We start from the raw sequence: 16,713 nt of genomic DNA, 5'->3' as shown, positions 1-16,713 counted from the left end.
GCGGTGCAGAGTATCGGGCGGCGCCGGAGACGGCGGCGGAAGGCCACCGCCGGCTCCGGCACTGGTGCGGATCGCGTGGTGGACGGGTCGTTACGACGCCACTCGGCGGGTCCCGGCTTCCAGAGCGCTCGGCTCCGTCAGGCCCAGGTGGTCGCGCAGGGTGCTGCCCTCGTACTCCGTGCGGTACACCCCGCGTTCCTGGAGCAGCGGAACGACCGTGTCGGCGAAGACGTCGAGGCCGCCGGGGGTGATGTGCGGGACGAGGATGAAGCCGTCGGCCGCGTCCGCCTGGACGAACTCGTCGATGGTCTCGGCGACCGTGGCCGGGGAGCCGACGAAGGACTGGCGGTTGCCGGTCTCGATGACGAGATCGCGGATCGACCACTTGTTGGCGGCCGCGCGCTCCCGCCACTCGCGGGCCGTGGCCAGCGGGTCGCGGTACATGCGGACCTGGGCTCGGCCGCGTGCGATGGTGTGCTCGCCGAGGTCGGGGTCGATGTCGGGGAGCGGTCCGTCCGGGTCGTAGCCGGACAGGTCACGGTTCCAGACGAACTCCAGGTGCTTGATCGCGGTGGCGCCGCTGACCTGCTGGCGGCGTACCTCGCGGGCCAGTTCCGCCGCCTCGGCGTCACTCTCGCCGAGTACGAACGTCGCGGCGGGCAGGATCAGGAGCTGGTCGGGCGTACGGCCGTGGCGGGCGAGGCGGCCCTTGACGTCCGTGTAGAACGCCTGCCCTTCCTTGAGGGCGCTGTACCGGCTGAAGATCGCGTCGGCGCTCGACGCCGCGAACTCGCGCCCCTCGTCGGAGTCACCGGCCTGGAAGATCACCGGGCGGCCCTGCGGGCTGCGGGGGACGTTGAACTGCCCGCTGATGTCGAAGTGCTGTCCCTGGTGGACGAAGGCTCCGGCCTGGGCGTCGCGCAGGAAGGTACCGCTCGCCCGGTTGGCGACGATCTCGTCCCCGTGCCAGGAGTCGAACAGCTCGCTCGCGGTGGTCAGGAACTCCTTGGCGCGCGAGTACCGCTCGTCCTGCGGCAGGAACCCGCCGCGCCGGAAGTTCTCGCCGGTGAACGCGTCCCAGGAGGTGACGACATTCCACGCGGCACGCCCGTCCGAGAGGTGGTCGAGGCTGGCGAACTGGCGGGCGACCTCATAGGGCTCGTTGAAGGTGGAGTTGATGGTGCCGGTCAGCCCGAGGCGCTCGGTGACCGCGGCGAGCGCGGTGAGGATCGTGAAGGTGTCGGGCCGCCCCACGACGTCCAAGTCGTAGATCTCACCGCCCTGTTCACGCAGGCGCAGCCCCTCGGCCAGGAACAGGAAGTCGAACTTGGCCCGCTCGGCGGTCTGCGCGAAGTGCGCGAAGGAACTGAACTCGACGTGGCTGCCGGCCTTCGGGTCGCTCCACACGGTGGTGTTGTTGACGCCCGGGAAGTGGGCCGCGAGGTGGATCTGCTTGCGAGGCATGGTGTCGGTGGTCCCTCCGGCTCAGACGGTGGCGGTGGCGGTGGCGGCGTAGCGGTTGGCGGGGCGCGTGAGCCCGAGGAGCCCGCGCAGGGTGTCGGCCTCGTACGCACTCCGGAACGCTCCGCGCCGCTGCAGCTCGGGGACGAGCCCCTGAGTGATCGCGGGCAGGTCATGGCCGACGACGCCGGGACGCAGCCGGAATCCGGTGAGACCCGCCTGCTGCAACTCCTGCAGCAGATCGACCAGTTGAGCGGGAGTACCCGCGAAGATCCGGGCGTCACTGGTGTACGTGTAGCCCGCCAGGCCGTCGAGCCGTTCGCGCCGTGCCGCCGCCGCGGCCGGGTCGTCGTCCAGGAACACCACCAGGTCACCGAAGACATGGACGGACTCGTCCGCCCGTCCGGCCGCGGCCTGCGCCGTACGGATCTCGTCGACGACGGCACGCGCCTGGTCCGCGTCGTGCGGGGTCACGAATCCGATGTCGGTGGAACGCGCGACGAGTTGGAACGGCACGCTCTGGTGGGCCAGGGCGCTGACGACCGGCTGGCCCTGGGGCGGCCTGGGGGTGATCGAGGGGCCCTTGACGCTGAAGTGCCTGCCCTCGAAGTCGATGTAGTGCAGCTTGTCGCGGTCGATGAAGCGGCCGGTGGCGACGTCCCTGATCTCCGCGTCGTCCTCCCAGCTGTCCCACAGCCGCCGCACCACTTCGATGTGGTCGGCGGCCTCGTCGAAGAGGTCGCCCGTCAGCTCCTTCGCCTCCGGGCTGTCCAGGTCCTCGATGCGGAGGGCGGGGAACGTACGGCGTCCGAAGTGCGCGGCCTCGTTCCGGCGTACCGAGACCTGTACGCGCAGTCCCGCACGCCCGGAGCTGACATAGTCCAACGTGGCGATCGCCTTGGATATGTGGAACGGCTCCGTGTGTGTGGCCACCACGGTCGGTACGAGACCTATGTGCCGGGTGAGCGGGGCGACGCGGGCGGCGATGAGGACGGCGTCGAGGCGCCCGCGGACCTGGTCGGTGCGGGCGTCGGGCTCGGCGAAGTGCGAGGACTGGGGCCCGAGTCCGTCCTCGATGGTCACGAAGTCGAGCAGCCCGCGCTCGGCCTCCTGGACGAGGTCGGCCCAGTAGCGGGCGGTGAACAGCTCCCGAGGCCGGGACACCTGCTCACGCCAGGCAGCCGGGTGCCAGCCGGCGCCGTCGAGGGCAACGGCGAGATGCAGCACGGGAGTTGAAGAGGGCGGCAAAGAAGACGAGGACACGAAAGGGTGCCTTCCTGATCGACCGTACGAGATGAGCGACCCTCAGGCGGAGGGTGCGACGGCGGAGAATCCGATCAGGAACAACAGAGCGCGCCGGCGACGCGCTGGAGGTCGATATGGGCGCGCGTGTACAGGTGCACCGGGCGGTACGGGGCGAGGACCATGGCGCACAGGCGGGACACCTGGGTCATGACCGCCCTCCCCCTCATCGCCAGTACACACTGCATTGTCAGCAAGAACGGTCCGCCCCCGCCGTCTGTTCCCACTTCCGGCCCGGATCTCGCACGGAACCGATCGTGTTGGTACCGGGGAGGGCTACGGCTCCCCTCGCCGGGTCAGTCCTCGGCGCGATGAAGCCGGATCTCACGGTTCACGAAGAGGTGCACGTATCCGCACTTCCAACAGATCAGGCCCGTCGCTGTCTCGTCCGCCCACGCCAGCTTCATGAACTCCATGCCGGTGCTGTTGAGCTTGATGCCCCGCTCACGGAAGAGTTCGCTGCCGCAGACCTGGCAGGTGATCCACATCTCCCCCAGCGACGCGCGTACCGGCTTGGCCATGTTCGTACTCCCCCGAGTCCGTCCGCCCACCCCGAACGAGGCGGCATGATCACCCTACCGCCCGGTAGCGCGCCTGACACCCCGGACAGGGGTCATCTGCCCGACTGCGGGATTCCGCCGGTGAGTTGACCTGCGAGATGCGACCTGCGACATCAGCCGCTCGGCGTCAGGGAACCGACCCAGTCCTCGACGGTGACGACCTCCGCCCACTGCGGGAACAGCTTCCCGATGAGGGCCCGGTGCACCTCCGGGTCGAGGTCGAGGCAGGCGTCCGACAGGACGGTGAGGCCGAAGTCCAGGTCGTTGGCCTGGCACAGGGTGTGCAGCACCACGCCGCTGGTCGCGATGCCCGCCAGGACAAGGCTGTTGATGTCGCGAGCCCTGAGCACCAGGTCGAGGTCGCTGCCCGAGAACGCGCTCGCCCGTCTCTTGGTGACCACGATGTCGCCCGGCCGGGGCGCCACATCGTCGTGGATCTCGGTGCCGTGAGCTCCGTCGGTGAACAGGCCCGCCTGCAGAACGGTGGCGAGCGTCCTGTTGCGCGGGCTGGCTTCGGGCTGACCCGGCCGGAGCCGCATGACCACGTAGATGACGGGGATACCCGCCGCGCGGGCGCCGGCGATCGCCCCTTTCAGGCGAGCCAGATAGCCGGACCCGTCGTCGGCGATCCGGACGACGTCCCGCTGGATGTCCATCACGAGCAGAGCGCTGTTCGCCTTCACCATGCTTGCTGTCCCTTCCCTCACAGGTGCCCTTGAGCGGGGCTCCATGGAATCAGAAGAGTTTGGGAAGCAGGGTCCAGTGCTGCGAAGAGTTCACCGCGTACCGGATCCGGAATCCGAGCCACGCTGTGCCGCGAGGTGGCGCCAGGGCCGTGAGCCGGAATCGGCCGGTGTGCCGTCCAGGATGCGGGCCGTGCTCGTGGCCGGTTCTAGGATGACCGTGGCCAGGCTTGCCCACCGCTGTCCCTCGGGAAGGTTCATGTCGGGCAGGCAGGTGAGGGCCGCCTCGCCCTCCCCCGATACGAGGAGACCGACAAGGCCGTCGGGCGACTGCGGCAGAGCGGTGGGCGTCAGGCGCTTGCGGATCAGGTCGTAGCGCTCGCCGGAATCAGGCTGGTAGAGCCACGTCTTCTCCCCGGCCGCAAGGGCCGGCGTGAGGAAGTGGTTGGTGCGCACGAGCGTGCCCCGGTCGGATTCCACCGCGAACACACCCCCGGGACTCAGGTCGAGGAGTACGGCCTCGGAGGTGTCGAAGAGGGCGAACGATCCCGACGAGGCGATCGGAGCTCCGCGCACGATTTCCACGGCTTCCGCCACGCTCCCCGCTTCCTCCAGGACGACGGCGGCCAGGACGTGCATGGGGACGCCGCCGACGCCGTCTCGGCGGTGACCGAGGATGTTGAAGTGCAGTGCGAGGCCTGCGCTGTTGATGCCGATCTTGCCGAGGATGCCGTGCTCGGTGAGGCCGACCACGTCGTGGGTGCCGCCGCGGGATTCCAGGGTGTGCCAGTAGGGGTTCAGCTCGACATGCCAGTCCCAGGTCTGGATGCCGAAGGTGTCGACGGTGCCGGCTGCGCCACGCGTGCGGCGGACGATCGTCGAGCATTCGCCGGGTGGGACGGTGGCGCTGCGGGCGAGTATTTCGGTGCGTGCGTTGAGTGCCGCGATGCGCCAGACGTCGACTCCGGCGCCGTGGGCGATGCCCTCGATCTCCGCCCGCGCATGGGGGTGGAACGCGTCGATGGTGTCGAGAGCGCGCTCGGCGTCGTCGCGGACCTGCTGCGGGCCGATGCCGCCGAGGTGGAAAAGGCGGTCGTACGCGGCGATCCCTCCGGGGATGGTGTCGCGCAGTCGCTCACCGCGGGAGGCTCCGCGCGCGAACGGGTCGGACGACGCGACCTCGACGTGGAGGCGTTCGGCGGGGCGGGCGATCATGACGGCGTTCTCCTCGGAGGGTGGGGGGATGTCGTGGCGTGGGGATGTGGCTGCCGCGCGTCGGTCACGCGCCCGGTTCACGGGTCACCGTGCGGCGCCGGGTGCGCCCCGACGCCCCGTACATGACGGCGGAGACCACGAGTCCCGCGACGAGTGACAGATTCGCGCCGCCGAGCAACGATGAGACGGGGCCGGTCCAGAAACTCGTACTCACGCAGAGGACTCCGGCGAGAGCACCGGCGAGGAACCCGGCCACTCCCGCCCGGTGCACGCCCGCGTCGTACCAGAACGGGCTGCCACGCCGCTCGTCGAGGAGTTGCGGGCCGTCGTAGCGGTTGCGACAGATCCAGATGTCGGCGACGTACACGCCGACGGCGGGTCCAGTGACCACGACTACGAGTTCGAGCATGGTGTTCACGCTGGTCAGGAAGTCGAAGACGAGGAGGGCGTACAGGGTCATCGCCGTGGCCAGGATGCCGATGATCAGAACGGCCCGGATCCGGCCGAGGCGCACGCCGATGGACTGGAGGGTGAGACCCGCGCTGTACGCGGTCAGGCCGTTGTTGGCGACGGTGTTGAGGACGACCGCGATGACGAACACCGGGATGAACCAGCTCGGGAGGATGCCCTCGAGCGCCGCTTCCGGGTCACTCATGTCGAGCGTGGTGGCGGCCAGGGCGCCGACGCCGGTGAAGAGCACGCTCGGCAGGAAGGCCCCGAGCGCCGTCCACCCCGCCACCGCCATCGGCTTGCTGTCGCGCGGCAGGTATCGCGCAAGGTCAGGGCTGTTGCTGTACGAGAGCGGGGTGGACGCGATGATCGCGAAGCCGCCGACGAGCGTCACCCAGAGCTGGGCGCCGTGCAGTGGCTCGGCGGGCCGGTAGGACCAGTCGGTGTGTCCCAGAACGTAGCCGCTCACGACGACGAACACGACGGTGAGGGCGACACTCAGCACGGAGTACAGACGCACGATCGTGGCGTGGCCGTACACGCTGACCACGAGGGTGGCCGCGGCGATGCCGCAGATGATGACGCCGTCGAGCACGGGGCTGTCGGGAGCGCCGAGCCGCCGGGCGAGCCCGAACGCGGCGACCGAGGCCGCGGACCAGTTCAGCGCCAGATAGGCGGCGGAGATCAGCCAGCCCGTGAGCGCGATGACGGCCTTGTTCCCGAGGACTCCGTACATGGCACGGGAGATGACCGAGCCCGTGGTGCCGGCGGCCGGCCCGCTGACGGCCAGGACTCCGGTGAGCGCCCACAGCAGGTTGCCGGTGACGATCACCGCCAAGGCCTGTCCGAGGGTGAGGCCCATCAGGACCAGTGCCGCGCCCACGACCAGACTCAGGTAGCTGACGTTGGGCGCCGCCCACACCGCGAACAGCTCCCGGGGTCGGCCGTGCCGCTCCTCCTCCGGGATGTAGTCGATCCCGTGCGCTTCCAGCTGTCCGGCCTGTTCCACGCCCGTGGCCGCGTCACTGCCGGCGGTGGCTGTCAGGTCTCTGGTCGCCATCGCGTCCTCCCTTGAAGCGTCACGGCATGACCGATCGACCCTATTGGCCGCATGCCCAATAGAGCAGATCTAATAGCGGAGGGTCGCGAGACGTCAAGGGTTCACCGGAAATACGTTCGCGATACAACGGCAGCCGCACCGTCGATAAGCCATGTTCAGGAGGCAGCCGGACCCCGATGGGCGCCGCAGCCCCGACGCCCGCCAGGACGACAGTCACCTCACGGACCGCGACGACGGAGGCGCGAGCGAGAGCTGCCTGGCGGCCCGGCCTGCCATAGCCGCCGGGGCCGCCGGGGCCGCCGGGGCCGCCGGGGCCGCCAAGCAGCGAAACGAGCCGACGTCTGCCGCTCGGCGTGCGACGGCTCGTCCCGGACCTGGCGGCCCCGTGCGTGGGGTGGGGTTACGCGGCCGGCTTGCCCGGCTGGTCGTGGGTCGAGCAGTGGATTCCGCCGCCGCCACCCGCGATGGTGTCGATCTTCACGGGCACGATGTCGCGCGTCGGGAAGTGGTCCTGGAGGATGCCCTTCGCGCGGTCGTCGGCCCGGGTGTCACCGAAGCGCGGCATGAAAACGGCGCCATTGGCGACGTAGAAGTTCGCGTAGGTCGACACGAAGTCGTCGCCGGTGCCGGTGATCCTGTCGAGGTCCGGCTGGGGCAGGTCGATGACTTCCAGGCGCTTGCCGCGGGCGTCCGTGGCTTTCTTGAGGACCGACCTGGCCTGGTCCGCCGAGCGCGACCAGACGTCCGGCGGGCTGCCGGGGAACGCCTGGTCCACGAGGACGACCCCCGGCGCGGTGAACCTGACGAGGCTGTCGACGTGCGCGTCGGTGATGTCCTGGCCGCGTACTCCGGCCAGCCAGAGCACCTTCTCGACGCCCAGAGTGCTCTTGAGCTCGGCCTCGATCCGGTCGCGGTTCTTCCCGGGGTTGCGGTTCTTGTTGACCACTGAGCTCTCGGTGACGAGCAGGGTGCCCTCGCCGTCGGTCTCGAAGGAGCCGCCCTCGGCGACGAGCGGGGCCTTCGAGCGGGCGATGTCGTACTTCTTCAACAGGAGCCGGCCGACCTGCGCGTCATTGCGGTGCTCCTGCTTGTCGCCCCAGCCGTTGAAGTTGAAGTCGACGCCCAGCAGACGGCCGTCGGACTCCTCGACGAACACCGGGACGATGTCCCGCGCCCACAAGTCGTCCACCTCAAGAGGGATGACCTCGACCTGAGAACCGCAGGCACTCTGGGCGGCGTCGACCTGTTCCGGCCGCGCCATGAGCACCACCGCCTCGTACTCCGCCACGGCCCGCGCCACGCGAGCGATGTCGGCGCGCACGGCGGGCAGGTCCTCGAACCACACCGATTCCAGCGCGGGCCAGGACATGAACGTACGGGTGTGACTGTCCCACTCCGCGCCGAACCTGCGACCCGAAGCCTTCGCCCCGCTCCCGGAGGACGAGGACGCGGAGGAGGTCAGTTCGTCGCCGGGATTGCAGGCCGCGGCTCCGAGGGCGAGGGCGCCGAGACCCGCGAAGGAACGCAGGGCGCTGCGACGGGACATGGGGGGGTGGGGCACTGGGAACTCCGGAATTCAGCTGACGGGCCACTTTCAGGATTGCTGGATCCTGAATCGTGGGGCCCTGGGGACAGAAATATCCGACGCCGGTTGCCTTTTCGGCTGTCTGGGCGCGCTTTCAGGCATCTAGGTATCTGGAAGAGTTTTCGGTTACCTGCGTGCGTGTGGGGTCTACGGCACGGGTTCGTGCATGGTGGAGCAGTGGATGCCGCCGCCTCCGCCCATGAGACGGTCGACATCGAGCTGGATCACCTCGCGCCCGGGGAACGCGTCGGAGAGGGCCTGGCGGGCGGCGTGGTCCTTCGCCCGGTCCCCGAACTGGGCTGTGATGACTGCGCCGTTGACGACATGGAAGTTGAGGTACGAGTCGACGAACTGAGAGCTGCGCGAGCGGACGGTGTCGGGGCCGTCGACCTGGATGACCTGGAGTCTTCTCCCCCGGGCGTCGGTCGCGCCGGACATGATCGCGAACTGTTCGCGCGCGTCGCGGGCCCAGACGTCTCCCCTGTCGCCGGGCGGCATCTGCACCATGACGACGCCGGGACGGATGAAGCGGGACGTGACGTCGATGTGGTTGTCGGTGATGTCCCGGCCGCGGACACCGGGGACCCAGATCATCTTTTCGGCGCCGTACGCGTGCAGTACCGCCTCCTCGATTTCCGTCCGGCTCATTCCGCGGTTGCGGTTCTTGTTGACGAGGCTGCTCTCGGTGGCCATCACCGTCCCGTCACCGTCGGTCTCGATCGACCCGCCTTCGCCGACGAAGTCCGCCCGTTCGAAGTCGAGTTCATTGAACTCGGCGACCCATTCGGCCACGGCGGCGTCGTCCCGATGGGTCTGCTTGTGGCCCCACCCGTTGAAGTTGAGGCCTACGGCGTCACGGTTTCCCCGGCCGTCGCGCCGGAAGACGGCGCAGGTGTCGCGCGTCCAGAGGTCGTCGGTGGGGATCGAGGTGATGACGGTCACGTCCCGCCCACAGGCGGCCCGGGCGGCCTCGGCGGTGTCCTCGTCCGGGGCACACATGATGACGGGCTCGTAGGCGGCGACCGTGCGGGCGATGAGGGCGATGTCCTGCTGGACTCCGGACAGCTGGCGGCCCCAGATGGATCTGCTCGCCGGCCAGGACATCCAGGTCCGCACGTGCGGGACGTCGTCCGCCGGTACGTGCCATCCATCATCGGCCGTGTTGTCGTAGCCGGCCTGACGCGAGGGGCTCGCCCCGAAGACCGCGTCGAGCAGACGCCTGCCCAGGGGAGGTTCATTCATGAGGGGCTCCACATCAAGTGCTGTGTATTGAGCGGCTGTTGAGGCACAGGAATCGCCAGGAGAGCGGCGGTCGGCGACGGGGAACCTGCCGGTTCCGCGCATGGGGCGAGCCGGAAGCCTCTGCGGCGATCACCGTTCACGCCACGTCATGACGGGAGCCGTCGGCCTGCGACGCCTACGCGGCTGCCGCACTCACCCGTATCCCCCGGGCCGCAGGACGCGCCCGGGGCAGGGAGTGAGCCGAGCGGCTCGGTGTCACCATACCCCCATTGTGACACTGACTGGATTTTCAGTCAAAGAACCGCGCCGGGCTCTGCGCGTCCAGCGAACCGGTGAGGCTCGACGCTTCTTCGTACAGTCCAGCGGATCAGTCCAGCGGATCAGCCTTGCGGGTCAGATCAGCCCTGGGCATCGGGCAGCAGCTCGCGCTCCAGAGCGGCGGCCACATGTGACCTGGCCTCGGCGGTGGTGAGCAGGCCGGCGAGCCAGCGTCCGCTCAGCCCCTCCACCAGCGATGTCAGCCGGACCGCGGCGGCGCGCGAGTCCACCGAGGCCGGGATGTCACCCTCGTCCTGACCGTCCTCGATCACCTCCGCCAGCTCGACGAGCCAGCGTTCGGTCAGCGTCGCCAGGACAGGCCGCAGCCCCTCGTCGAAGGTGGCCGCCGCTCGCACCTCGCCCCACACCGCGGAGTTCTCCCGCACGGCCCGGTCGTCCTGGAACTCTCCGGCCAGCAGGCGGAGCAGCAGCTCGCGGACGGGGGCGTCATCGTCGTCGGAGACGCCCGCATACCCTTCGGCGCGGTCGTTGACGTACTCCAGCGCGCTCGTGACCAGGCCCGACCGGTCACGGAAGTGGTAGTAGATCAGGGTCTTGGACACGCCCGCCTCGGCGGCGACCTCCTCGACCCGCAGTCCTCTCACTCCCCGCAGGGCGATCACTCGGCAGGTGGCTTCCAGCAGTTTGGCGCGTCGAGTACTCACGCCCGTACTGTAACCAGCAGGTCAGGGCGCCGGCGCGACGCACACCGCCGGGGCGGGCCACACCTACCGGCGCTCCAGTCGCCCCAGTTCGGCGTCGACGGCGTCCAGCATCAGCTCGCGGGCGTGCTCCAGCGGGAGGATGCCGCTGAGCCAGCGCATACTGATGCCCTCCACCAGGAGCGTCAGCCGCTCGGCGGAGGTGGCGAGGGTGGTAACTGTGGCCATCGGCCGTACCTGGCCGAGCAGTTCGGAGATTTCCTGCACCCAGACCAACGTCGCCCTGGCCAGGTCCTCCCGCAGATCGGGGTCGAAGATGGCGCTGGCACGCAGCTCGCCCCACGCCGTGCTGTTCTCGCGTACGACCGGATCGTCCTGGAGTTCCAGGAGAAGGGTGCGCTCCAGCTCCTGACGCGGGGTCAAGGGCTCGGCGTCCGCGTCGCGCTCCGTGGTGTAGCGCTCTGCGCGGTCATTGATGAACTCCAGGGTCCGGCGCAGGATCCCGGCGCGGTCCTTGAAGTGGTAGTAGATGAGCGCGGTGGACACCCCGGCCTCGGCGGCCAGTTCCTCCACCCGCAGCCCGCGCACTCCGCGGCGGGCGATGACCCGCGCGGCTGCCTCCATGATCGCTGTTCTACGGTCGCCCACGATTCCTACCCTAACTGCTTTCGGCGGCTGAACCTCACCTCATATTGACTGAAACTTCAGTCACGGGCACCATGCAGTCCCACCCCCTCCCCGCGCGTGCCGCACGCGGCCCCCTGTCCGTCACACCCCGAGAGAGCCACCGCATGACCTCCGACCGACGCGCCGCGCCACCCGCCTTCCAGGCCCTGTCCGCGGACGATCCGCACGAGATCGGCGGCTACCGGCTGTACGCCCGGCTCGGCTCGGGCGGCATGGGCCATGTCTACCTGGCCTTCACACCCGGAGGCCGGCCGGTCGCCCTCAAGGCGGTACGCCCCGAGCTCGCCGGGGACACCGCCTTCCGCCACCGGTTCGCCCAGGAAGTGACGAACACGCAGCGCGTCCACGGCCTGTACACGGCTCCGGTGATCGACTCCGGCACCGACGCCGCGACACCTTGGCTGGCCACCGCCTATGTGCCGGGCCCCTCGCTGCACGAGGTGGTCCACCGGCACGGCCCGCTGCCCGTTCCGACGGTGCTGCTGCTCATGGCCGGCATCGCCGAGGCGCTCCAGGCGATCCACGCCGCCGGCGTGGTCCACCGCGACCTCAAGCCCGCCAACGTACTGCTGGCCTCCGACGGCCCACGGGTGATCGACTTCGGCATCGCCAGGGCCGCCGACGCCGTCGCGCTCACCAGCGCGGGCCTGCAGATCGGCACACCCGCCTTCATGGCCCCCGAGCAGGCCCTGGGCGCAGCCGCCACGTCCGCAACGGACGTCTTCGCGCTCGGGGCGCTCGCGGTGTACGCGGTATGCGGCGCGCCCCCCTTCGGCGGCGGCCCCGAGTCCGCGGCCCTGTACCGAGTGGTGCACGAACAGCCCGACCTCACGCGCGTACCGCCCGAACTGCGGAACCTGCTGTGGCAGTGCCTGGCGAAGAACCCCGAGGATCGGCCCACCACCGGCGCCCTGATCGAGGCCGTGCGCCACCATCCGGCCGCGGGTGCGCAACTGCGGTTCACCGACGGCTGGCTGCCGCACCCGATCCGTGCCGACATAGCCGGCCGCAGCGATCTGCCCGAACCACTCCAGCCGTCATACGCGCAGCCCACGATGACGGCCACCCCCACGGCCCCGGCCCGCACGGACACCGCCGTCAGCGCGCAGCCCGCACCTCCACCTGCGCCGGCCCGGCGCGGGAGGCGCCGCCGCTGGGTCGTGCCGACGGTGACAGTGGCCGTCCTGGTCGCCGGAGCGGCGGCCTACCGCCTGAGCGACTCGACCGGGGACCCGTCGAAGGCGAACGGCCCCGGCGGGCGCGACCGGGGCTCGGCCCCACCGTCGCGGCCGCACTCTTCACCGCCCTCGAAGTCGACCGCCTCACCAGGTGCCGGATACCGGCAGGTGTACGCCGAGACCGAGCTGACCTCCCCCGACCCGAGCTACGAGTTCGACCTCCGCAACGGCACGGTCGCCCCCGAGTCCACCGCCGCCTGGTATCTGGCGCGCACCGCCGACGCATTCGAGTTCCCCGACGACAGCGACGCCTACATCGCCTACGACGACACGCTCTCCCCCGGCGGCTGCGAGGAGGGAATCGACAGCGAGCCGGTGACCACGCTGAAGTTCGACGACCTGGAGGAATGGCGTCCGTTCTGCATCCGCAGCGCGAACGGCAAAGACATCGCGATCGTGCATCTCATCGATGCACCGACGACGAGCGAGTCCGTGACGGTCTCCGTCCGTCACTACCGCCGGACCGACTGACGAACGGCCGCCGGACCGTCCGACGGGCCTGCGCCGGACCGTCCGGCGACCCCGCCCGGCGAATGCTCGTAGAAGTCCCGTTCTGCGTCTTGACTGAATTTTCAGTCAGTGACATCTTCAGGTCAGCACCAGATGAACCGCCACAGAGAGCGACTCACCACCATGCACTTCGACGACTCCACCGCCCACGAGCCCACCCAGGGCAGATCCGCGGAGCCGCCGGTATGCGGCTGACCCCGACGGAGCGCGACCGGCTGCTGCTGTTCGGTGCCGCTGAACTGGCCCGCGCCCGACGCGCCCGCGGTCTCCGTCTGAACGTGCCCGAGGCGACCGCACTCATCGCCGACACCGCGTGCGAGGCCGCCCGTGACGGCGCCCGCCTCGCGGAGGCCGTCGCCGCCGCACGCAAGGCCCTCGGGCCCGACGACGTCCTGCCGGGCGTGCCCGATGTGGTCACCGAGATCCACGTCGAGGCGGTCTTCGACGACGGGACCCGGCTGGCCGTGGTCAGCGATCCGTTCGGCGGCGGCAGCCTGGGGGCGCAGGCGCCCGGCGCCGTCCTGCCCGCGGCGGAGGCACCGGCCGGGCAGCCCGCGCCGGTCCGGACCGTCACCGTCCGTAACACCGCCTCCGTCCCGATCAGCGTCACCTCGCACTTCCACTTCTTCGAAGCCAACCCCCGCCTGGACTTCGACCGGGCCGCCGCCTTCGGGATGCGTCTGGCCATGCCGGCCGGCGCGTCCACCCGGTTCGCGCCGGGCTCCGAGAGCGAGGTCGGGCTCGTCCCCATCGGCGGCGACCGCGTCGTGATCGGGTTCGCCGGCCTGGTCGACGGACCGCTGGACGCGCCGGGCGCCCGTCGCGACGCGCTGATCCGCGCGGCCGCCTGCGGATATCTCGGCGTCAGGCCCGACGACGACCAGGAGGCTTCACCGTGAGCACCACCATCGATCCGCAGGAGTACGCCGCCGTGCACGGCCCGCGCGCCGGCGACCGGGTCCGCCTCGGCGACACCGGACTCGTCGTACGGGTCGAGTCCGACTCCCAGGCCCCGGGGGACGAGTTCCTGGCCGGCTTCGGCAAGACCGCCCGCGACGGACTGCATCTGAAGGCCGCCGCCGTCCGTGAGACCTGCGATGTCGTCATCAGCAACGTGCTCGTGATCGACGCGGCGCAGGGCATCCGCAAGACGTCGATCGGCATCCGGGAGGGGCGCATCGCCTCGGTCGGCCGCGCGGGCAACCCGGACACCCTGGCCGACGTTGATGTCGTGGTCGGCACCGGGACGACGATCGTCTCCGGAGAGGGCATGATCGCCACGGCGGGTGCGATCGACACGCACGTACACCTGCTGTCGCCGCGCATCATGGAGGCATCGCTCGCCTCCGGCGTCACCACGATCATCGGCCAGGAGATCGGGCCCAGTTGGGGCGTCGGGGTCAACTCGCCCTGGGCGCTGCGGCACGCGTTCAACGCGTTCGACGCCTGGCCGGTCAACATCGGCTTCCTGGGCCGGGGTTCGTCCTCCGACCCGGCACCCCTGGTGGAGGCGCTCGCCGAGGGCGGCGCCTGCGGCTTCAAGGTGCACGAGGACCTCGGCGCGCACACCAGGGCGCTCGACACCGCGCTCCGGGTCGCCGAGGAGCACGACGTCCAGGTCGCCCTGCACACCGACGGCCTGAACGAGTGCCTCTCGGTCGAGGACACCCTCGCCGTCCTCGAAGGGCGGACCATCCACGCCTTCCACATCGAGGGATGCGGCGGCGGTCATGTGCCCAACGTGCTGAAGATGGCAGGCGTACGGAATGTCATCGGCTCCTCGACCAATCCGACCCTCCCCTTCGGCCGGGACGCGGTCGCCGAGCACTACGGGATGATCTTCAGCGCGCATGCCCTGCAGCCGGATCTCCCGGGCGACGCCGCCATGGCGCGGGACCGGATCCGGGCGGGAACCATGGGCGCCGAGGACGTGCTCCACGACCTCGGGGTCATCGGCATCACCTCGTCCGACGCCCAGGGCATGGGCCGGGCCGGGGAGACGGTGCGCCGCACCTTCGCCGTGGCCGGGAAGATGAAGGCCGAGCTCGGCCCGATGGAGGGCGACGGACACGACGACGACAACGCGCGCGTGCTGCGCTACATCGCCAAGCTGACCGTCAATCCGGCGATCGCCCATGGCCTGTCCCACGAGGTCGGCTCGATCGAGAGCGGAAAGCTCGCGGACATCGTGCTGTGGTGGCCCGACTCGTTCGGCGCCAAGCCGCAGATGGTCCTCAAGGCGGGCTTCCCCGCCTACGGGGTGACCGGTGATCCCAACGCGGCCGACGACCGGTGCGAACCGCTCGTCCTCGGCCCGCTGTTCGGCGGACACGGGGCGACCGCGGCGGATCTGTCGGTGGCGTTCGTCAGCCGGGCCGCCGCCGAGTCCGGCTCCTTCGGCCGGCCGTACGACGCGCTGGCGACCCGGCGCCGGCGGGTGGCCGTGCGCGGCACCCGCGGGATCGGCCCGGCCGACATGGTGAACAACGCGCGCCTGGGCGAGGTCCGGGTCGACGCCGACAGCGGCCTCGTCACGCTGGACGGGTCGCCGGTCCGCTCGGAGCCGGCGTCCGAAGTGCCGCTCAACCGCCTGTACTTCCTGTAACGCACCGAGACCGACGAGTGCAAAACCGCCGAGATTCTTCGGCTCCCATGACCTGACTGAAATTTCAGTCATAGATCTACCTGCTGCGAACCCCGGATGAATCCGGAGAGGGAGAACCCTGATGACCTTCCGTATGCCCGCCGAGTGGACCGAGCACGAGCGCTGCCTGATGGCCTGGCCGACCCGCCCCGACCTGTGGGGCGACGTCCTGGACACCGTCAAAGGTGAGTACGCCGAAGTGGCCCGCGCCATCGCCGAGTTCGAGCCCGTGACCATGGTCGCGCCGCCCGGCCACGCAGCCGAGGCCCGCGAACGGTGCGGCGACGACGTCGAGGTGATCGAACTGCCCACCGACGACTCGTGGTTCCGTGACTCCGCGCCGCTGTTCGTGCTCGACCCCGACGGCCGCCGGGCCGGCGTGGACTTCCGCTTCAACGCCTGGGGCGGCAAGCACCACCCGTACGACGCCGACGACCGGATCAGCGCTCTGCTCCTCGAACGGCTGGGTGTTCCGGCCGACCGCTCCGAGATGATCCTGGAGGGCGGGGCGATCACCGTGGACGGTGAGGGCACGCTGATCACCACCGAGCAGTGCCTGCTCCACCCCAACCGCAACCCGGGCCTGACCAGGGCGGAGATCGAGGCGGAGCTGAAGGCCCGGCTCGGTGTCACCAAGGTGATCTGGCTTCCGTACGGCGGGCTCCTGGACACCGAGACCGACGGTCACGTGGACGGCGTCTGCGCGTTCGTCGCCCCCGGCAAGGTCGTCGTACAGCTCCCCGATGATCCCGAGCACCCCGACTACGCGCGGATGCGCGCCAACCGGGCGGTCCTCGAGGCCACGCCCGATGCGACGGGACGGACGCTGGAGATCGTCGACCTTCCGCAGAGCGCGTTCGTCGAGGTCGAGGGAGCGCCGGTCGAGGTCGGTTACCTCAACTTCTACGTGGCCAACGGCGGCGTGGTCGTCCCGGTCGCCGGGCTGCCTCAGGACGCGCAGGCCCTGGAAGTCATCGCGGAGGCCTGTCCAGGGCGCAAGGTCGTCGGCGTGAACGCGCGCGTGATCGCCCACGGCGGCGGCGGTGTCCACTGCATCACCCAGCAGGTCCCCGCCGCGCGTCCGCGCGCCTGAGCA

15 protein-coding genes are annotated in these 16,713 nt (G+C 70.2%); 4 read left to right on the top strand and 11 right to left on the bottom strand.

What is annotated here, in order from left to right; genetic code table 11:
* Positions 1 to 90: 90 nt before the first annotated feature.
* The 11 genes from OG758_RS42370 to OG758_RS42320 all read right to left on the bottom strand — a co-directional run bounded on the left by OG758_RS42370 (position 91) and on the right by OG758_RS42320 (position 11,162).
* Positions 91 to 1,464, bottom strand: coding sequence for an NtaA/DmoA family FMN-dependent monooxygenase (locus OG758_RS42370; protein ID WP_326714741.1), 1,374 nt, complete (start codon positions 1,462 to 1,464; stop codon positions 91 to 93).
* Positions 1,465 to 1,485: 21 nt separating this feature from the next.
* Positions 1,486 to 2,724 carry an LLM class flavin-dependent oxidoreductase gene (locus OG758_RS42365; RefSeq protein ID WP_442810387.1) on the bottom strand — a complete coding sequence of 413 codons (1,239 nt, stop codon included), beginning with the start codon at positions 2,722 to 2,724 and terminating at the stop codon, positions 1,486 to 1,488.
* A 74-nt stretch (positions 2,725 to 2,798) separates the two neighbouring features.
* Positions 2,799 to 2,915 carry a putative leader peptide gene (locus OG758_RS42360; protein WP_326714740.1) on the bottom strand — a complete coding sequence of 39 codons (117 nt, stop codon included), beginning with the start codon at positions 2,913 to 2,915 and terminating at the stop codon, positions 2,799 to 2,801.
* 144 nt (positions 2,916 to 3,059) lie between these two features.
* On the bottom strand, positions 3,060 to 3,284 hold the full coding sequence (locus OG758_RS42355; RefSeq protein ID WP_326714739.1) for a hypothetical protein: 225 nt from the start codon (positions 3,282 to 3,284) through the stop codon (positions 3,060 to 3,062).
* Positions 3,285 to 3,436: 152 nt separating this feature from the next.
* Positions 3,437 to 4,009: a cysteine hydrolase gene (locus tag OG758_RS42350; protein WP_326714738.1), complete on the bottom strand. Its 573-nt coding sequence runs from the start codon at positions 4,007 to 4,009 to the stop codon at positions 3,437 to 3,439.
* Between the two features lie 90 nt (positions 4,010 to 4,099).
* Positions 4,100 to 5,221, bottom strand: a complete 1,122-nt coding sequence (locus tag OG758_RS42345; protein ID WP_326714737.1) for a C45 family peptidase — start codon at positions 5,219 to 5,221, stop codon at positions 4,100 to 4,102.
* A gap of 64 nt (positions 5,222 to 5,285) precedes the next feature.
* The gene (locus tag OG758_RS42340; RefSeq protein ID WP_326714736.1) at positions 5,286 to 6,731 is read right to left on the bottom strand and encodes a purine-cytosine permease family protein; all 1,446 of its coding nucleotides are present in this window, start codon (positions 6,729 to 6,731) and stop codon (positions 5,286 to 5,288) included.
* Positions 6,732 to 7,131: 400 nt separating this feature from the next.
* Positions 7,132 to 8,277: an agmatine deiminase family protein gene (locus OG758_RS42335; RefSeq protein WP_326714735.1), complete on the bottom strand. Its 1,146-nt coding sequence runs from the start codon at positions 8,275 to 8,277 to the stop codon at positions 7,132 to 7,134.
* 186 nt (positions 8,278 to 8,463) lie between these two features.
* Positions 8,464 to 9,558: an agmatine deiminase family protein gene (locus OG758_RS42330; RefSeq protein WP_326714734.1), complete on the bottom strand. Its 1,095-nt coding sequence runs from the start codon at positions 9,556 to 9,558 to the stop codon at positions 8,464 to 8,466.
* A gap of 398 nt (positions 9,559 to 9,956) precedes the next feature.
* Positions 9,957 to 10,541: a TetR/AcrR family transcriptional regulator gene (locus tag OG758_RS42325; protein WP_326714733.1), complete on the bottom strand. Its 585-nt coding sequence runs from the start codon at positions 10,539 to 10,541 to the stop codon at positions 9,957 to 9,959.
* A 63-nt stretch (positions 10,542 to 10,604) separates the two neighbouring features.
* Entirely contained in the window at positions 10,605 to 11,162 is a 558-nt protein-coding gene (locus OG758_RS42320) for a TetR/AcrR family transcriptional regulator (protein WP_227300213.1), read from the bottom strand.
* 167 nt (positions 11,163 to 11,329) lie between these two features.
* Here OG758_RS42320 and OG758_RS42315 point away from each other — a divergent pair, with 167 nt between their 5' ends.
* The 4 genes from OG758_RS42315 to OG758_RS42300 all read left to right on the top strand — a co-directional run bounded on the left by OG758_RS42315 (position 11,330) and on the right by OG758_RS42300 (position 16,710).
* Complete coding sequence (locus tag OG758_RS42315; RefSeq protein ID WP_326714732.1) at positions 11,330 to 12,934, top strand: serine/threonine-protein kinase; 1,605 nt, start codon at positions 11,330 to 11,332, stop codon at positions 12,932 to 12,934.
* 224 nt (positions 12,935 to 13,158) lie between these two features.
* Positions 13,159 to 13,872 carry an urease subunit gamma gene (gene ureA / locus OG758_RS42310; protein WP_326714731.1) on the top strand — a complete coding sequence of 238 codons (714 nt, stop codon included), beginning with the start codon at positions 13,159 to 13,161 and terminating at the stop codon, positions 13,870 to 13,872.
* Positions 13,869 to 15,578 (top strand): urease subunit alpha, encoded by a 1,710-nt coding sequence (locus OG758_RS42305; protein ID WP_326714730.1) that lies wholly within the window; start codon positions 13,869 to 13,871, stop codon positions 15,576 to 15,578. Before ureA ends, OG758_RS42305 begins: the two co-directional genes overlap by 4 nt.
* Positions 15,579 to 15,699: 121 nt before the next feature.
* Positions 15,700 to 16,710 carry an agmatine deiminase family protein gene (locus tag OG758_RS42300; RefSeq protein ID WP_326714729.1) on the top strand — a complete coding sequence of 337 codons (1,011 nt, stop codon included), beginning with the start codon at positions 15,700 to 15,702 and terminating at the stop codon, positions 16,708 to 16,710.
* Positions 16,711 to 16,713: the final 3 nt, after the last annotated feature.

This window comes from Streptomyces sp. NBC_01474 (assembly GCF_035918215.1).
In the GTDB taxonomy this organism is placed as follows: Bacteria; Actinomycetota; Actinomycetes; order Streptomycetales; family Streptomycetaceae; genus Streptomyces; species Streptomyces aureus.
The sequence above is the reverse complement of the archived record's forward strand: the minus strand, read 5'-3'. Positions and strand labels throughout refer to the sequence as shown.